This window comes from Massilistercora timonensis, from assembly GCF_048354975.1.
In the GTDB taxonomy this organism is placed as follows: Bacteria; Bacillota; Clostridia; order Lachnospirales; family Lachnospiraceae; genus Massilistercora; species Massilistercora timonensis.
Genome location: NZ_DBGCJQ010000126.1, coordinates 1 through 16,258, shown reverse-complemented (window position 1 = coordinate 16,258; position 16,258 = coordinate 1). Strand labels below are relative to the sequence as shown.

Genomic DNA, 16,258 nt, shown 5'->3' with positions numbered 1-16,258 from the left:
ACATATTGATAAGTAGTTTTCATTACTATGTGTTATATCTTTAATATTTCAGGAGGTGGCAACATGGCTGATGTGATCAAAGAACATGTGAAAGATCCAGGCAGCGCGATCACACATTTTATCGGGATGTTAATGGCAATCTTTGCCGCGATCCCGCTTTTAATAAAGGCCGCGCATGAACCGGACAGGATCTATATTATTTCTATCGCAGTATATGCGCTGAGTCTGATCTTATTATATGCGGCCAGCACCACTTATCATACCTTTGACCGCTCCAAGAAGGTTAATACCATTTTGAAGAAGATCGATCATATGATGATCAGCGTGCTCATCGCCGGCAGTTATACTCCCATCTGTCTTCTGGTACTGAAAGGACGGACCGGGATCCTGCTTTTATCCATTGTATGGGGGATCGCCATCGCCGGGATCCTGATGAAGGCATTCTGGATCAACTGCCCCAAATGGGTCTCTTCCGTACTGTATATCGGAATGGGCTGGACCTGTGTCCTGGCATTTACGCAGATCCTCAATTCCATGTCCCCGGCGGCGTTCGGATGGCTGCTGGCCGGCGGCCTTATATACACCATCGGCGGCGTGATCTATGCCCTGAAGCTTCCCCTGTTCAACCGGAAGCACCAGTACTTTGGGAGCCATGAGATCTTCCATCTGTTCGTGATGGGCGGGAGCGCCTGCCATTTCATCGTAATGTACGCCTTCGTCCTGTAAGATTTCAAAAAGGGACAGGGTATTTTCAATCTGGGACGTGGTATTTTTAAAAATACTACGTCCCCACTTTAATTAACGCCTCTTTTTCTTTCCGGCTCATCTGCTTAATCTCCCACTCCCGCCTCATGGCTTGCTGCTTTGTCTCAAACTTCTCGCAGTACTCCAGTGTTACCGGCGTTCTCCCCTTGGTATACTTGGCCCCTTTGCCTGCGTTATGCTGCTCCAGGCGCTTCTCTATGTCATTGGTCCATCCGGTGTAAAGGCTGCCGTCGCTGCAGCGCAGGATATAAGTATAATTCATTTCCTTTAATCCCCTTTTTCTTGTAAATCCTTGTAAATCCCTGAAAATAGCTTCTCTTTCCAGTATAACACCATAAGTGGGGACGTGGTATTTTTAAAAATACCACGTCCCAGATTAAAAATACCCTGTCCCTTTTTTGATTTTTCCTACTCTACCAGATACTCCATAGGATTGACCGGCTGTCCGTCTTTCCTCATCTCAAAATACACGTTACAGCCCTCTACGCTGTAGTATTTCGTGGGCTGGCCCACGTATCCAAGCACGGTCTTGGCGTCTACATAGTCTCCTGCCTTCACCGGTACTTCTTTCAGCTGGCCGTAGAACAGTTCATAGCCGTTCCCCAGGTCTACGTTGACTGTGGTCCCGGTCTCGGCGGTCACGTCGATGGATTTGACGATCCCGGGGGCGGAGGCGATCACCTGATCTCCTTCTGCTCCGGATATGACCATGGCCGGGTTGTACTTGTACTGATCCAGGGTGGAAAAGTACACGGTCTTGTCCATGCTGAAGCTAAGCAGCACGTTACCGTCCACCGGCCACAGAAGCTTACTGTCGCTGGTGAAGCTGGGGATCTGGCTGCTTGTGCTCTGGACCGCCTCGTCTTTTTCTCCATTTTCCTCCGAAGCAGTCTCCTCTTCCTCCTCGGTCATGTCGGTATCCTCTTCTTCCACCGGTTCCTCTGTGTTAAGGATCAGGTCGGTGTTGGTCTCCCGGCTCTCTTCCGGCTCCTGCTGCTGTGTCTCCCGGGCTTCTTCCGCCAGCGCCAGCTGATCCTCCCGCTGGGATTCCTTATAATCCCTGAATGTATATGTTCCGACGATCGCGATAGCTGCCGCGAAGCTTAACACCGCGGCGGCGGTAGCCCCTCTTCTTTTCCTTGGCTTTGGTTTCTTCCTCTGATTTGGATTTTGATTCATTTTCTATCACCACCTTTGCCTTTATTCTTGCCAGATGGTGATGTCCTTATTCTCTGAAAATGAATCTTTTCCCGCAGCCTTTATCCCTCCTTGCCAAGGTCTACGATCTGCGCCACCTCCTGGAGCGCCGTCCCCGGGAAGAAATAGGTAAGGATCTCTTCAAATGTGCTGCCTTCCTCCGCCATTTTCCCGGCGGTGTACTGGCTCATGCCAAGGCCGTGCCCCACGCCCCGGGTGGTGATCCGCAGGGTCCCTTCATACTTCTGCAGGGTGAAACAGCTGGAAGCCAGGTGGTAGGCCTCCCGGAACTCCTCCCCGCTGACGGTCTCTTCGCCTACCCGGACGCTGAGCACGTAGCCGGCGGTATCCACCTTCTCCACCTCCGCGTCCAGGTCTTCCTCCAGCGTGACGGTCTGAAGCTGTTCCACTGCCTCCATATCCAGGGGGCAGTCCACGATCTTCAGATAGGGGCAGTCCTCCCCCAGCACTTCCTTCCCGTCCCTGGTACTGCCGTTGCTGAGGCGGAAAAAAGGCGTTCTGGCAAGGGCGCCCTCATAAGTAAGCACCTGTCCTTCCGTCTCCTTCCAGGCTCTCTCAAGCCGCTTATAACTGGCCCTGTACCCGGCCAGTCCCCAGGCCTCCTCCATCTCCTCCTTGTCCCAGAACGCTTCCTCCAGAACGGCATTGGTCCCGCCCTCCTGAAGCTTTCCGTAAATGTCTGTCCGCACCAGCACCGACTGGGCCTTCAGCGCCTCTTCCTCATAGTTCGCCGGGATCGCCCGGGCCAGGACCCCGATGCAGTATTCCTCCAGAGACATTTCCACCTCACCCTCCCCGGTATTCACCCGGACCCCGGCACTGTCCACCTGGGAAGAAGACACCAGGCCTGGCCCATTTAAAAATACGGTGACCACGTAGGGCAAGAGAAGGATGATCAGAAGATAACAGCCCAGTTTTTTCACTCTCTGCCACATAAAAAAGCCCTCCCATATACTTATATGGAAGGGCTGGTCCTTTTATTCTTCTGTTGCTCCCGTTTGAAATTCCCGGCCTCCCTGGGGCGGAAATCCTCCAGGTCCCGGCTGGGGCCCCCTCTCCCGGTTCCGGATGAGGAAGAAATAGATAGACGTGTACAGCGGCAGGAAGATCCCCATCACCGCATGGAGCAGCGCATTGTTGTCCGGCGCGTACCGGGCGAAGATCTGCCGGTTCACCAGCACCTCCAGGGTCCCGGACACTGCGGACACCGCAAGGGACACCAACGCGAAGAGCAGGACCCCCACCAGCATCATCAGGAATCCGCCCACAGAGGCGCCGCCCTGATAGCTGTAGTAAGCGTCGGAATAGGTGGTGGCGGTTACGGAAGTCACCATCTCCGTGATCTGCAGCGCCAGACCTCCCCAGATAAAGATGGAGAAAAGTCCGGTCACAATACCTCCCACCACCGGGATCACCAGAAGCCAGATCCCCGGGGACTTAAGCTCCTTATGGCCAAAATGCAGGGTGCCGCACAGTTCCCCCTGGAACCAGGTGCGGGCGTAGGGGATGAACGCCAGCCAGGGATAATCCATCCCCCGGCGTTTTCCCAGGGTGTACATGCCCACGCCCCGCAAAATGTAGCTGACCAGCGCTCCGATCCCCAGACCGCCGAAAACCAGCAGATAGATCAAAACCAGCGTAACTACTCCGCCTGCATTGTTCATTGCCTACACCTCCACTGTGATCTTATCCAGATGCCAGATGTCGTCCACATACTCCTGAATGGTCCGGTCGGAAGAGAACTTGCCGCAGCTTGCCGTCTGCAGGAGAGCCATTCTTGCCCAGCGGTCCCGATCCCGGTAAGCCTCTTCCACCTGCTCCTGGGCATTGGCGTAAGCGCGGAAATCCTTCAGGATGAAATACATATCCGGGCGGCTGCCGTTTCCGCCGCTTAAGAGCGAATTGTAGAGATCCCGGTACATTTCCGTATTGCCGTGGGCGTAGGTGCCGTCCACCAGCTGATCCACTACCCGGCGGATCTGGGGATCGTTGTTGTAGATCTCCCTTGGGTCATACCCGCCGTTCTGCTCAAAGTTAATGACTTCGTCTGAGCTGAGACCGAAGATAAACGCGTTCTCCCGGCCAACCTCTTCCACGATCTCCACATTTGCCCCGTCCATGGTTCCCAGGGTGGGAGCGCCGTTGAGCATGAACTTCATATTGCCGGTTCCGGAAGCCTCCTTGGAAGCGGTGGAGATCTGCTCGCTCACATCCGCCGCCGCGAAGATAAGCTCCGCGTTAGATACCCGGTAATCCTCGATAAATACCACCTTCAGCTTGCCGTTGATGCTGCGGTCGTTGTTGATCACGTCCGCTACAGAATTGATCAGCTTGATGGTCTGTTTCGCCCGCACATAGCCTGCCGCCGCCTTGGCGCCGAAGATGAAGGTTCTGGGATAGAAGCTCTTCTCCGGGTGCTCCTTGATCTCGTTGTAGAGATACATCACGTGCAGGATATTAAGAAGCTGGCGCTTGTATTCATGGAGACGTTTTACCTGTACATCGAAAATGGATCTGGGATCCAGCTCGATGCCGTTGTGCTTCAGGATATAGTCTGCCAGCCGTTCTTTATTTTTATACTTAATGTCCATAAATTCCTGAAGGGCTTCTTTGTCGTCCGCCCATTTCTTCAGGCCCTTCATCAGGGACAGGTCGGTGATCCAGTCTTTGGTCCCCAGTTTGTCTGTCACCCAATCCGCCAGCAGCGGGTTGCCGTGCATCAGGAAACGCCGCTGGGTGATGCCGTTGGTCTTGTTGTTGAATTTCTGGGGCATCATCTCATAGAAGTCCTTAAGCTCCTGATGTTTCAGGATCTCGGTGTGGAGCCTTGCCACGCCGTTGACAGAATAGCCTGCCACGATGGCCAGATGGGCCATCTTCACCTGGCCGTCCATCAGGATGGCCATCCGTTTTACCTTGCCCTCATCTCCCGGATACTGACGCCGGATCTCTTCTACAAACCGGCGGTCGATCTCCTGGATGATCTGGTAGATCCTGGGAAGCAGACGGGAGAACAGGTCGATGGGCCACTTCTCCAGCGCCTCCGCCATAATGGTGTGGTTGGTGTAGGCACAGGTCTTGGTTGTGATCTCCCACGCCTCATTCCAGCCCAGGCCCTCCTCGTCCAGAAGGATCCGCATAAGCTCTGCCACCGCTACCGTAGGATGGGTATCGTTCATCTGGAAGGTCACCTTCTCCGGCAGCTTCATAATGTCGTCGTGATTCTTCTTATATTTCTTAATGGCAGTCTGAATGCTGGCAGAGATGAAGAAATACTGCTGCTTCAGACGCAGTTCTTTTCCTGCGTAATGGTTGTCGTTGGGATAGAGCACCTCCACGATGTTCTTGGCCAGGTTCTGCTGCTCCACCGCCTTGTGGTAATCTCCCCGGTCAAAGGAATCCAGCTGGAAGTCCACGATCGGCTCCGCATCCCAGATCCGCAGGGTGTTCACCAGATGGTCGTTGTAGCCCACGATGGGGTAGTCATAGGGAACCGCAAGAACTGACTCATAATTCTCCTGTACAAAATGAGTCTTGCCGCTCTCATCATACTCTACCCGGATATTTCCCCCAAACCGGATCTCTTTGGCGTACTCCGGCCGTCTCAGCTCAAAGGGATTGCCGTCTTTGAGCCAGTTGTCCGGGGTCTCCACCTGATAGCCGTTCTCGATCTTCTGCTTGAACATGCCGTAGCGGTAACGGATACCACAGCCATAGGCAGAGTAGCCCAAGGTTGCCAGAGAGTCCAGGAAACAGGCCGCCAGACGTCCCAGACCGCCGTTTCCAAGGGCCGGATCCGGCTCCTGGTCCTCGATGGCGTTCAGGTCGATGCCCATCTCATCCAGGGCTTCCTTCACCTCTTTATAGGCGGTCATGTTGATCAGGTTGTTGCCCAGGGCTCTTCCCAAAAGGAACTCCATGGACATATAGTAGACCATCTTGGGGTCGTCTTTGTCCATCTGCTTCTGGGTGGCGATCCAGTCGTCGATGATGGCTTCCTTCACCGCGTAGGAGACCGCCTGGAACAGCTGCTGGGGAGACGCCTCTTCCACAGTCCTGCGGAAGAGGGTCTTCACATTATTGGTAACTTCTTTCTTGAATTCTTCTTTCTCAAATCTTGGATTATACATACTTGCTTCCTTTCCGTTTTCCGTTGTGGCCGGATCCGGATTATTTTTTCTCCACTCCGAGAACAACGTCTTCACCATTGATCTTCCACTCCTTCACATATCCTGCCGGCGCGGCTTTCTCCACGCTTAACGCCAGCGTCTCTTCTCCGATCGTATCCGCGTTCCGGGCGAAGATCTCCTCTGCCCGTCCGGTTCCCTCATAGGTGATATCGATCTTATCCATCACTTCGAATCCGGCTTCTTTCCGCATGGTCTGCACCTTGCTGATGATCTCGCGGACAAACCCTTCCTCCAGAAGCTCCTCTGTCAGGTTGGTGTCCAGCACTACGGTAACGCCATTGTCCTGCTCGGACACATAACCTTCCGTCTGGGCGGTCTCAATGAGAAGATCCTCCCGGAAAAGGGTGATCTCCTGGCCGTTCACGTCAAGCTTCAGGGCGTCTGTGGCGTTCAGTTCATCCATGGCGGCGTTCCCGTCCAGGGACTCCAGGGCCGCCTTGATGCCGCCCAGCATTTTCCCGTATTTGGGTCCCACCGTCTTTAACTGAGGCTTGAAGGTATAGGAAGTAAAGGCCCGGACGTCCTTGGTGAACTCCATTTCCTTTACATTCAGCTCGTCGGTCACGATATCCTGGTAGAAGGCCGGCAGTTCAAAGTCCGCCTTCACAAACATTTTCCCGATGGGCTGGCGGTTCTTGATGTTGGCCGTATTCCGGCAGGCCCGGCCCATAACCACCAGTTTAAGCACCTGCTCCATGTTGGACTCCAGCTCTTTGTTGATCTCACTTTCCTGTACCACAGGGAAGTCGCACAGGTGGATACTCTCCGGAGCGGAAGGATCAATGCTGCGCACCAGGTTCTGGTAGATCTCCTCGGTCATGAAGGGGATCATGGGCGCCGCCGCCTTGGAAATATTCACCAGGGCGGTGTAGAGGGTCATGTAGGCGTTGATCTTATCCTGCTCCATGCCCTTGGCCCAGAACCGCTCTCTGCTGCGGCGCACGTACCAGTTGCTCATGTCGTCCACGAAATCCTGGAGGGCTCTTGCCGCCTCCGGGATCCGGTAGTTGGCAAGGTGGTCGTCCACTGCCTTGATCACCGAATTCAGCTTGGACAGAAGCCACTGATCCATCACCGATAATTTATCATATTCCAGCGTATATTTGGTCGCATCAAATTCGTCGATATTGGCGTACAGCACGAAGAACGCGTAGGTATTCCACAAGGTTCCCATGAACTTGCGCTGTCCCTCTACCACTGCCTTGCCATGGAACCGGTTGGGCAGCCAGGGAGCGCTGTTCACATAGAAGTACCAGCGGATAGCGTCCGCGCCGTATTTCTCCAGCGCCTCGAAAGGATCCACCGCGTTGCCCTTGGACTTGCTCATCTTCTGGCCGTTCTCATCCTGCACGTGTCCCAGGACGATTACGTTCTTGTAAGGCGCCTTGTTGAAGATCAGGGTGGAGATGGCCAGCAGGGAGTAGAACCATCCTCTGGTCTGGTCCACCGCCTCGGAGATGAAGTCCGCCGGGAATTGCTTCTCGAAGAGATCCTGATTTTCAAATGGATAGTGAAGCTGGGCAAATGGCATGGCTCCGGAATCGAACCAGCAGTCGATCACCTCCGGCACCCGGTGCATTTCTTTGCCGCACTTGGGACACTTGATGGTCACGCCGTCGATATAAGGACGGTGGAGCTCAATGTCATCCGGGCAGTTGTCGGACATTTCCTTTAATTCCGCGATGCTGCCGATGGAGTGCTGGTGTCCGCACTCACACTCCCAGATATTTAACGGAGTTCCCCAGTAACGGTTCCGGCTGATGCCCCAGTCCTGGACATTTTCCAGCCAGTCGCCGAAACGGCCTTTGCCGATGCTCTCCGGGATCCAGTTGATGGTGTTGTTGTTGGCGATCAGGTCCTCCTTCACCGCGGTCATGTTGATGAACCAGGACTCACGGGCGTAGTAAATAAGAGGCGTGTCGCAGCGCCAGCAGTGAGGATAGCTGTGCTCGAACTTGGGCGCGTCAAAGAGAAGCCCTCTCGCGTCCAGATCCTTTAACACCTCCGGGTCCGCCTTCTTCACAAACATGCCGGCAAATGGAGTGCTCTCGGCCATATTTCCCTTCTCATCCACCAGCTGTACGAAAGGCATGTCGTACTTGCGGCCCACCTTGGCGTCGTCCTCACCAAAGGCCGGGGCGATGTGTACCACGCCGGTACCGTCGGTCAGGGTAACGTAAGTGTCGCAGGTGATGAAGAAAGCCTTCTTGTTCTGCCGGTCCGCGCAGTCCTTGGCACACTGGTAGAGAGGCTCGTATTCCTTGTATTCCAGCTCTTTTCCCTTGTAGGTCTCCAGCACTTCATAGGCCGGTTTTCCTTCCTCGGCAAGCTTGCCAAGGACGGTATCCAGAAGGGCGCAGGCCATGTAGTAAACATTGCCGTCCGCCGCCTTTACCTTGGCATAATCCTCCTCCGGGTTCACACAGAGGCCGATATTGGAAGGCAGAGTCCAGGGGGTGGTGGTCCATGCCAGGAAATAAGCGTCCTCGCCGATCACCTTGAACCGGACGATGGCAGACCGCTCCTTCACATCCTTATAGCCCTGGGCAACCTCCTGGGCAGACAGCGGCGTTCCGCAGCGGGGGCAGTAAGGCACGATCTTAAATCCCTTATAGAGAAGCCCCTTCTCCCAGATCTGTTTCAGCGCCCACCACTCAGACTCGATATAATCATTGTGATAGGTAACGTAAGGATGCTCCATATCCGCCCAGAAACCAACGGTAGCGGAGAAATCCTCCCACATACCCTTGTATTTCCAGACACTCTCCTTACATTTATCAATAAATGGCTCCAGGCCGTACTCCTCGATCTGATCCTTGCCGTCCAGACCCAGGGCCCGCTCCACTTCCAGCTCCACCGGCAGTCCGTGGGTGTCCCAGCCGGCCTTCCTTGGCACCTCATAGCCCTTCATGGTGCGGTAGCGGGGGATCATATCCTTGATGACACGGGTCAGCACATGCCCGATGTGGGGCTTGCCGTTGGCCGTCGGAGGACCGTCGTAGAACATATAGATCTCATTGCCCTCACGCTCCTCCATACTCTTCTCAAAGATGTGGTTTTCCTCCCAGAACTTCTCCGTGGCCTTCTCCCGGTCCACAAAGTTCAGGTCTGTCGAAACTTTCTTGTACATGGTTGACCTCCTTCTTGTTAATTGGGGTCGGGGTATTTTCGAAAATACCACGTCCCAGATTGAAAAAACCCTGTCCCTTTTTGGAGACAAAAAGAAAAGCTTCCGTCCTGTATAGGACGAAAGCCAAGGCTAACGCTTATAAACCACCTAAACATACCAACATATGCCTTCCCTGTAACGGGGGAATCCCGTCGGTCCTTACTGAGGACTTAAAAAGCCGCCTTTCAGGAACCGCGACTCGGAAGTGATCTTCAACGGTATCTTACTGGTACCAGGTTCCCACCATCCCCGGTTCTCTTTGCCTTTCTGATACGGTCTACTGTCTTCGTCAACGCCTTTCTATATGCGGTATTATTATAGCTAGAAAGGCCCGTTCCGTCAAGGTTTTTTTAATTGGGGACAGGGTATTTTCAATCTGGGACGTGGTATTTTCGAAAATACCACGTCCCCAATTAAAGATCAAAGCATCTGATCCAGGATCCTGGCGTTCAGCAGTGTCTCTTTTTTCGACACCAACGGCGCCTCGCCTTCCAGAATACACCGGCCGAATTGCAGGATCTCCAGCATATAATTGTCTGGGCACATTACAGTGTACTCGGTCTTTTTTTCCTCCAGAATCTCTACATTGTCTACAATCCCACCTGTGGTCACGGTAAATTTCTGCACATACCGGCAGTTGAAGTTACAGGGCACTTCGATCCGGCCTTTTTCCCCCACCACGCAGTAATAACCTCTGGGATAGGAATTGAGGGAGGAATAGCTTACTGCCTGCGTGCCGTCTTCGTATTTCAGGATCGCGGTATTACTTACATCCACTCCGTATTCCGGGCTCATTTCCGCCAGTGCCCTCACCTCTGCGGGCTCTTTGAATCCCAGGAGATAACTGATAGCGCTGATGTTATAGCAGGCCATGTCATAGAAGGACCCGCCGCCAAGATCTTTGTTCATCCGGATATTTCCCATGTCAGTAAGCAGATCCGTCAAATGGGATTCTACGTATTTTACTTTCCCCACCGCACCTTCATCGATCACCTGCTTTACCTTCTGGATCAGCGGCGCGTGCCGGTAGGCAAATGCCTCCATCAAAAGCACGCCTTCTTCTTCGCAGACTTCGAACATATGCTGTGCCTGGGCTTCATTTAATGCCAGTGGCTTCTCGCATAAAATGTGTTTCTTCGCTCTGGCCGCTTTCTCTACCCACTGGCAGTGCAGGGAATTGGGAAGGGGAATATATACCGCATCCACATCCGGATCTTCCAGCAGCTCTTCATAGCTTCCGTATGCCCGGTCTGCTCCAAATTGCTCCCGCAGCCCTTCTGCCTTCTTTATCCCCCGGCTTGCCACAGCCAGAAGATGAGCATTATCCGCCTGTAAAAGTCCGGGAATCGTCCGAACCCGCGCAATGGCAGCGCAGCCCAGGACTCCCCAGTTCACTTTTTTCTTCATAAACGCCTCCTGATTATTTTGTCATCGTGCCTTCCACGAATTCTCTCATTCCCTGGAAGATCAGATACACAGAAGTAGCGCCTGCGTCCTGATGGCCGATAGCCCGCTCAAGCAGGGATTTTGCCCGGCCAAATTTGGCCACATATTTCTTCGTGTTCTCCATACCGCATCTGGCTGCATCTTCCGTTGCCTTAAGCATTTCCAGCAGGCCTTTCCCGCTGTTTGCCTCCAGTGCCTCCACTGCGGGAGCCAGCGCGTCAACCATGGTCTTGTCGCCAACCTGGGCGCCGCCTCTTTCCTGGATCGCCGCCAGACTCTTTCGCTCCATGGCCGCCAGGTCTTCCGCTGTGATCACGCCTTTGGGCTCCATGCCCTTGGCGCCCGCAAGGTAAAGGCTTCCAAAAATAACTCCGGACGCTCCGCCCATAGACATGAGCATAGCCTCTCCTGCCGTTTCAAACAGGTGGTAGGCATTCTCCTCCCCCTGCATCTTCAGAAGTTTCTTCTTGGCTTTCTGCATGCCGCCGGCCATACCGATGCCATGATCGCCGTCGCCGATGGCGCTGTCCACCTCTGTCAGATAGGGCTTATTGGCAATGATCTTATCCGCTACATAAAGCAGCATGTTCCTGGTGTCTTCCGCGCTTAGTTCCTCCAGAACTCCTTCTTTGCTCCTTACGATCTCTGCCGGCTCTACATCCTGCTCATCAAACTCCGGCTCTTCCTCATCGGCCTCATCCGCTCCCAGATCTGCAGCCACGCCAGTAAATGCTCCTTTTGCGTAATAGGGAGAGAAGCAGGGAGCGTCGTAATATTTCTTCAGCTCATCGTCCAGCTTCAGGAAGGAAATGGAGAATCCGCCCATTTCCATACAAGTACAGTAGATCTTAACCTCTGCATCGTATACCTTTAACCCGTCTCTGTGCATCCGCTTGTAAAGCTCGTAATAAACCAGGTTCAGCTCCAGCAGAGGCGTAGACCCAAGGCCATTGACCAGGACTGCCACCTCATCTCCTTCCTTCAGGTTCATCTCGGCCATCAGCTCATTGTACATCCGCTCTACCATATCGCTGCAGTACATCATCTTAGTCCGCTCGATACCCGGCTCGCCGTGAAGCCCCATTCCAAATTCCATCTCATCATCCGCCAGCTCAAAGGTGGGCTTCTCATTTCCCGGCAATGTTCCCGGCGCAGTGGCTACTCCGATGGTGTTGGTATTGTCTCTTGCCTTCTCGGTGATCCGCACTACCTCGTCCAGGTCAAGTCCTGCATCACAGGCGGCTCCCGCGATCTTGATAGTGTAGACCACTCCGGCGATGCCCCGGCGGTCTGTGATCCGCTCTTTCGGCGCGGAGGCAAGGTCGTCCCACTCTCTTACATGGGCGGTCTTCATACCCTCTGCCCGGCACATTTCCTCTGCCATATCAAAGTTCAGATTGTCACCGGCATAATTGTTGTAAACAAAAAGCACGCCCTTCCCCTGGTCTACTGCCTGGGCAGCCTTTGTGATCAGCTCCGGATTGGGAGAGGCACAGATATTCCCACAGGCAACCGCATCCGCAAGCCCTGCGCCGCAGTATCCCGGGAACAGCGGCTCATGTCCGCTTCCGCCTCCGATCACCAGGGCAACCTTATCCTTTCTCTGCCCTTTGTACTTAAATGCGTTATACTCGCCTACTTTTTTGTAATATTTCTTGTAGGCCATCAGAAAACCGGTAAGATTTTCCTCAACAACATTTTCCACATCCCGATTCAGAATTTTCTTCGTGCTCACTTAAGACATCTCCTTTATTCTATATTTCTGTGGCGTTTCGACATTTTCTCAAAGGTCAGCCCCTCCGTCTCGTCGACGATGGTCATCACAATGATGTCAAACACCACAAACAGGCACTGCTCAAACAGATTTCCCATAGGCTGGAAAGAAGGCACCACATCGTCGGTTCCCCGGTATACCGCCGCCGGAACAAAGAATACCTTGTCCGCCAGGTTCTTGGCCGTATCGCCGCTGGGTGATCCAGTGACCACATAGATCATGGCCCCTGCCTCTTTGGCCCTCTCACACACATAGTTGATATGGCCGATCCGTCCGTCTCCCAGCGTAGCGATCAGAAGATCTCCCTCGCCGATGGACGGGGTGGTGTCGTCCCAGATCCAGTGGATCTCCTTGCCCATATGCATGAGCCTCATGGCAAATGCTCTTGTGGCCATGCCTTCTCTTCCCACACCGATCAGAAAGATCCGGTCATGCTTCTTCACTTCCTCGATAAATTCCCGCATCCCGGCCTGATCCAGTCTCTCATAGACCTGTCTGTGTTCCGCCAGGATCTTTTCATACGTCTCTTTGTAATCCACTCTGCACACCTCCCGGCTAATCCAGTTCTTTATGGAGATAATCCATAGTCTTCTTCATTCCGTCGTAAACGTGATCATCATCGTCCTCGAAGATGGTGACAACCTCAAGATACTGAGGAATATCGTCCAAATGTGCTTTCTCCGTCGCTTCTTTTATCATCTTCCCAGTAACGATCCCGTTTTCATTGGTAAAATCCCAGTGCCGGTCCCACAGACCGTCTGTCTGCTGCAGATGGATGGAGCCAATATAGGGCGCGCACTTCTCAAACCACAGATCCATATCCGCCTCTTCCTTCAGAAGCGGTTTAAACAATGCATGGCCCCAGTCGATCAACAGCTTGATAGGGATGGCGGAGCCTTCCAGATCCTGCATCATCTTAACGGAAACCTCCGGGCTGTGAGGGAATTCGGTGATCAGAGGCGTGGCCTCGATATGGATCTCTTTCAGTCCCTTCTCCTTCCCGTAAGCCGCCAGTTCCCGCAGCGCAGCCAGCATATCCTGATAGCGTTCTTCCCGTTTTGCCGGATCCCTGGTTTCATCATAACTCATCCCGCCTACCGGTGTTCCCATCACCGGGCAGCCCATTTCAACCGTCAGGTCAATGGCTCTCTTGAAAAACGCCACTGCCGCCAGTCTCTGCTCCTTCGCCGGCGCAAGCAGATGTGCGTAAGAGTAAGAAGCCAGGCCTCCGAATGTGCCGTCGATCACTACTCCTGCATCCGCAAAGGCTTCTCTGTACTGACGGGCCATCACATCCCGGTACTCCTCAGGCCACCAGGGATCAATAAGATCCCAGGTGAACTGAACATGGTCAATCTTAAAGTCATTCTTGATCATCTTCGCAAGCTGGACCGGATCCAGCCAGCGTTTTACTGCAAACGATAAGTTCAATCCTAATTTTACCATTTTGATCCTCCTTCTTTCAAGCAACTGTCAGCCTCTTAGTTCAGTTTGATCCTTCTCTGTCTCCGCTCACGTACGATATCAGAGATTGAACTGAAGGAAATGGCCAGAACAACCACGATTCCGCTGACTGCCGACTGCCAGTAAGAGTTAACGCCAAACAGAACGATGATATTCTGGATGATCGTGATCACTGCCGCACCGATCAGGGCCCCTGCTGGATTCCCCACACCACCGGTCAGGGAAAGACCGCCGATAACAGACGCTGCGATAGAGTTCATCGGCCAGTCCTCGCCGATGGCTGTCTGCGCGGAACCCAGACGGCATACATAGAGAAGACCTGCCAGGGAGGAGATCAGTCCTACGATAGAGTAGATCATCACCCGGATCCGGTCTACCTTGATACCAAGGATCTTCGCCGCTTCCATACTGTTTCCGATTGCGTAAATATAACGCCCTGTCTTGGTCTTCTTCACCATAAACAGGATAATGATCAGAACGATCAGACAGATGACAAATGGGATCGGCACCGGTCCGATGGAATTCTTTCCAAGGAACTGAACGTCGTCCGGAATCCCGGTCACCGCTTTTCCTTTGGTGATTACCAGGTTCACGCCTCCGTACACGCCCTGCATACCAATGGTGGCAACCATGGAATTCAGACGGAGACGGGTGATGATGATACCATTGATAAATCCAAACACAACGCCCAGGATCATTCCCACCAGCAGAGACAGCCAGGGGTTCACTCCCGCGTTCACCATCAGCATACCGGAAAGGATGCCGCACAGGCAGGCGATCTTTCCAACGGACAGGTCCAGCTCTCCCACCAGAAGAAGCAGCGACTGCGCGATACCGATCATCCCGATAAATGCAAGGTCACGTAATACGGACTGCAGATTATAGATGTTCAAAAAGTGAGGGGATACAACGCTGGCGATAATGATCATAATGACCAGTATAGCTGCCATTGCCGTCATATTACTTTTTTTCAACGCATTTAACACTGCGTTGCCCGTTTTCTGTTTTGTATTTTCTTTTCCCATAATAAACTCCTCTTTTATTTACGAATTTACTCCGATGATGGCTCCAAGCACATCCTGCTGCCCGGCGTGCTCATCAAACTCTCCGGCCACTTTTCCTTCATACATTGCGATGACCCGATTGGAGCACCTCATAACCTCCTCCATTTCAGACGAGATCATGATGATACCAATCTCCTCTTCCTCCGCAAGCTTTTTCATCAGACGGTAGATCTCTGTCTTGGTGCCCACGTCGATACCCTTGGTAGGCTCGTCGAAGATCAGAAGCCTGGGCTTGCCAGCCATGGCCCGCCCGATGATAACCTTCTGCTGATTACCGCCGGAAAGGAACTGGATCTCTTTATCTGATCCCGGTGTCTTTACATCATAAGTCTCGATCACCTGCTGTGCCAGATCCTCTTCCTTTTTCCTGGAAATGTTGATCCCGCTCTTCACTTCATCCAGTACAGACACCGAGATATTCTCCCGGATAGAGAGCACCGGAAGGATGCCCTGCTTTTTCCGTTCCTCCGGAAGATAGACCAGTCCATGTTTCACAGAATAATTGGTGTCTCCCAGCTTCCAGTCCTGACCGCCCAGCTTGACGGATCCTGCATAGACCGGGAGATAACCAAAGATCGCCTGCATAAGTTCGCTCCGCCCGGCGCCCACAAGCCCGGAGAAGCCCAGGATCTCTCCTTTCTTCAGCTTAAAGCTGACATTGGTAAATTTCTCCCCGGTAAGATTGTCCACCTCCAGCAGCACTTCATCCAACACCTTTGTGGAATAAAACCGCTGGTTCTGATCCACCTCGTGACCTGTCATCTGCCGGATGACCCAGTTTGTATCTACATCCTTCGTAGGGGAGAACGCCACTTTCTTTCCATTCCGGAATACGGTGATCACATTTGCCAGCAGGAAGATTTCCTCCAGCTTATGGGAAATAAAGATGATCGCCTTATTCTCTTCCTTGATCTTCCGGATAATATCAAAAAGGATCTCCGTATCTCTGCTTGTCAGACTGGTGGTCGGCTCGTCCAGCATCAATACGTCATAATCTTCATGCACGGTCGCCCGGGCGATCTGCAGAAGCTGCTGTGAAGATACAGAGATATCCTTAACCAGCTCATTGGGCCTGATGGGGATGGAGAACTTCTCCAGGATAGGGATCGCCCGTTCTTCCAGTTCTTTCTGGTTTACCGTCCCCTTTATGCCTGATTTCTCATAAGGC

The 16,258-nt window shown here is 53.2% G+C and carries 13 protein-coding genes; 1 reads left to right on the top strand and 12 read right to left on the bottom strand.

The window, feature by feature from the left end; all coding sequences use genetic code 11:
- The first annotated feature begins 63 nt into the window (after positions 1-63).
- On the top strand, positions 64-726 hold the full coding sequence (gene trhA, locus ACML7B_RS10760) for a PAQR family membrane homeostasis protein TrhA (protein ID WP_106789499.1): 663 nt from the start codon (positions 64-66) through the stop codon (positions 724-726).
- A 55-nt stretch (positions 727-781) separates the two neighbouring features.
- Here trhA and ACML7B_RS10755 read toward each other — a convergent pair whose 3' ends face one another.
- From ACML7B_RS10755 to ACML7B_RS10700, 12 genes are all read right to left on the bottom strand, one after another.
- Complete coding sequence (locus ACML7B_RS10755; RefSeq protein ID WP_418541207.1) at positions 782-1,027, bottom strand: GIY-YIG nuclease family protein; 246 nt, start codon at positions 1,025-1,027, stop codon at positions 782-784.
- 146 nt (positions 1,028-1,173) lie between these two features.
- On the bottom strand, positions 1,174-1,944 hold the full coding sequence (locus tag ACML7B_RS10750) for a murein hydrolase activator EnvC family protein (protein WP_418541206.1): 771 nt from the start codon (positions 1,942-1,944) through the stop codon (positions 1,174-1,176).
- A gap of 80 nt (positions 1,945-2,024) precedes the next feature.
- Entirely contained in the window at positions 2,025-2,918 is an 894-nt protein-coding gene (locus ACML7B_RS10745; protein ID WP_418541204.1) for a SpoIID/LytB domain-containing protein, read from the bottom strand.
- Positions 2,919-2,960: 42 nt separating this feature from the next.
- A complete protein-coding gene (locus tag ACML7B_RS10740) occupies positions 2,961-3,647 on the bottom strand; it encodes a hypothetical protein (protein WP_418541203.1) in 687 nt (228 codons plus the stop codon).
- A gap of 3 nt (positions 3,648-3,650) precedes the next feature.
- Positions 3,651-6,113, bottom strand: a complete 2,463-nt coding sequence (locus ACML7B_RS10735) for a glycogen/starch/alpha-glucan phosphorylase (RefSeq protein WP_346707600.1) — start codon at positions 6,111-6,113, stop codon at positions 3,651-3,653.
- Between the two features lie 40 nt (positions 6,114-6,153).
- Positions 6,154-9,303 (bottom strand): isoleucine--tRNA ligase, encoded by a 3,150-nt coding sequence (gene ileS / locus ACML7B_RS10730; protein ID WP_418541202.1) that lies wholly within the window; start codon positions 9,301-9,303, stop codon positions 6,154-6,156.
- A gap of 459 nt (positions 9,304-9,762) precedes the next feature.
- Entirely contained in the window at positions 9,763-10,749 is a 987-nt protein-coding gene (locus ACML7B_RS10725; protein WP_418541201.1) for a Gfo/Idh/MocA family protein, read from the bottom strand.
- A gap of 13 nt (positions 10,750-10,762) precedes the next feature.
- Complete coding sequence (gene dhaL / locus ACML7B_RS10720; RefSeq protein ID WP_418541199.1) at positions 10,763-12,523, bottom strand: dihydroxyacetone kinase subunit DhaL; 1,761 nt, start codon at positions 12,521-12,523, stop codon at positions 10,763-10,765.
- Between the two features lie 14 nt (positions 12,524-12,537).
- Complete coding sequence (locus ACML7B_RS10715) at positions 12,538-13,101, bottom strand: SIS domain-containing protein (protein WP_106789492.1); 564 nt, start codon at positions 13,099-13,101, stop codon at positions 12,538-12,540.
- 16 nt (positions 13,102-13,117) lie between these two features.
- Positions 13,118-14,008 carry a sugar phosphate isomerase/epimerase family protein gene (locus tag ACML7B_RS10710; protein ID WP_418541197.1) on the bottom strand — a complete coding sequence of 297 codons (891 nt, stop codon included), beginning with the start codon at positions 14,006-14,008 and terminating at the stop codon, positions 13,118-13,120.
- 35 nt (positions 14,009-14,043) lie between these two features.
- Entirely contained in the window at positions 14,044-15,051 is a 1,008-nt protein-coding gene (locus tag ACML7B_RS10705; RefSeq protein WP_346707441.1) for an ABC transporter permease, read from the bottom strand.
- Positions 15,052-15,069: 18 nt separating this feature from the next.
- Positions 15,070-16,258, bottom strand: a 1,189-nt coding sequence (locus ACML7B_RS10700) for a sugar ABC transporter ATP-binding protein (protein WP_418541195.1), incomplete at its 5' end; no start/stop codon positions are given.

Excerpts from the sequence above, each read along its gene's own strand:
- trhA (WP_106789499.1), top strand. The coding sequence starts at position 64 with ATGGCTGATGTGATCAAAGAACATGTGAAAGATCCAGGCAGCGCGATC.
- ACML7B_RS10755 (WP_418541207.1), bottom strand. The coding sequence starts at position 1,027 with ATGAATTATACTTATATCCTGCGCTGCAGCGACGGCAGCCTTTACACC.
- ACML7B_RS10750 (WP_418541206.1), bottom strand. The coding sequence starts at position 1,944 with ATGAATCAAAATCCAAATCAGAGGAAGAAACCAAAGCCAAGGAAAAGA.
- ACML7B_RS10745 (WP_418541204.1), bottom strand. The coding sequence starts at position 2,918 with ATGTGGCAGAGAGTGAAAAAACTGGGCTGTTATCTTCTGATCATCCTT.
- ACML7B_RS10740 (WP_418541203.1), bottom strand. The coding sequence starts at position 3,647 with ATGAACAATGCAGGCGGAGTAGTTACGCTGGTTTTGATCTATCTGCTG.
- ACML7B_RS10735 (WP_346707600.1), bottom strand. The coding sequence starts at position 6,113 with ATGTATAATCCAAGATTTGAGAAAGAAGAATTCAAGAAAGAAGTTACC.
- ileS (WP_418541202.1), bottom strand. The coding sequence starts at position 9,303 with ATGTACAAGAAAGTTTCGACAGACCTGAACTTTGTGGACCGGGAGAAG.
- ACML7B_RS10725 (WP_418541201.1), bottom strand. The coding sequence starts at position 10,749 with ATGAAGAAAAAAGTGAACTGGGGAGTCCTGGGCTGCGCTGCCATTGCG.
- ACML7B_RS10710 (WP_418541197.1), bottom strand. The coding sequence starts at position 14,008 with ATGGTAAAATTAGGATTGAACTTATCGTTTGCAGTAAAACGCTGGCTG.
- ACML7B_RS10705 (WP_346707441.1), bottom strand. The coding sequence starts at position 15,051 with ATGGGAAAAGAAAATACAAAACAGAAAACGGGCAACGCAGTGTTAAAT.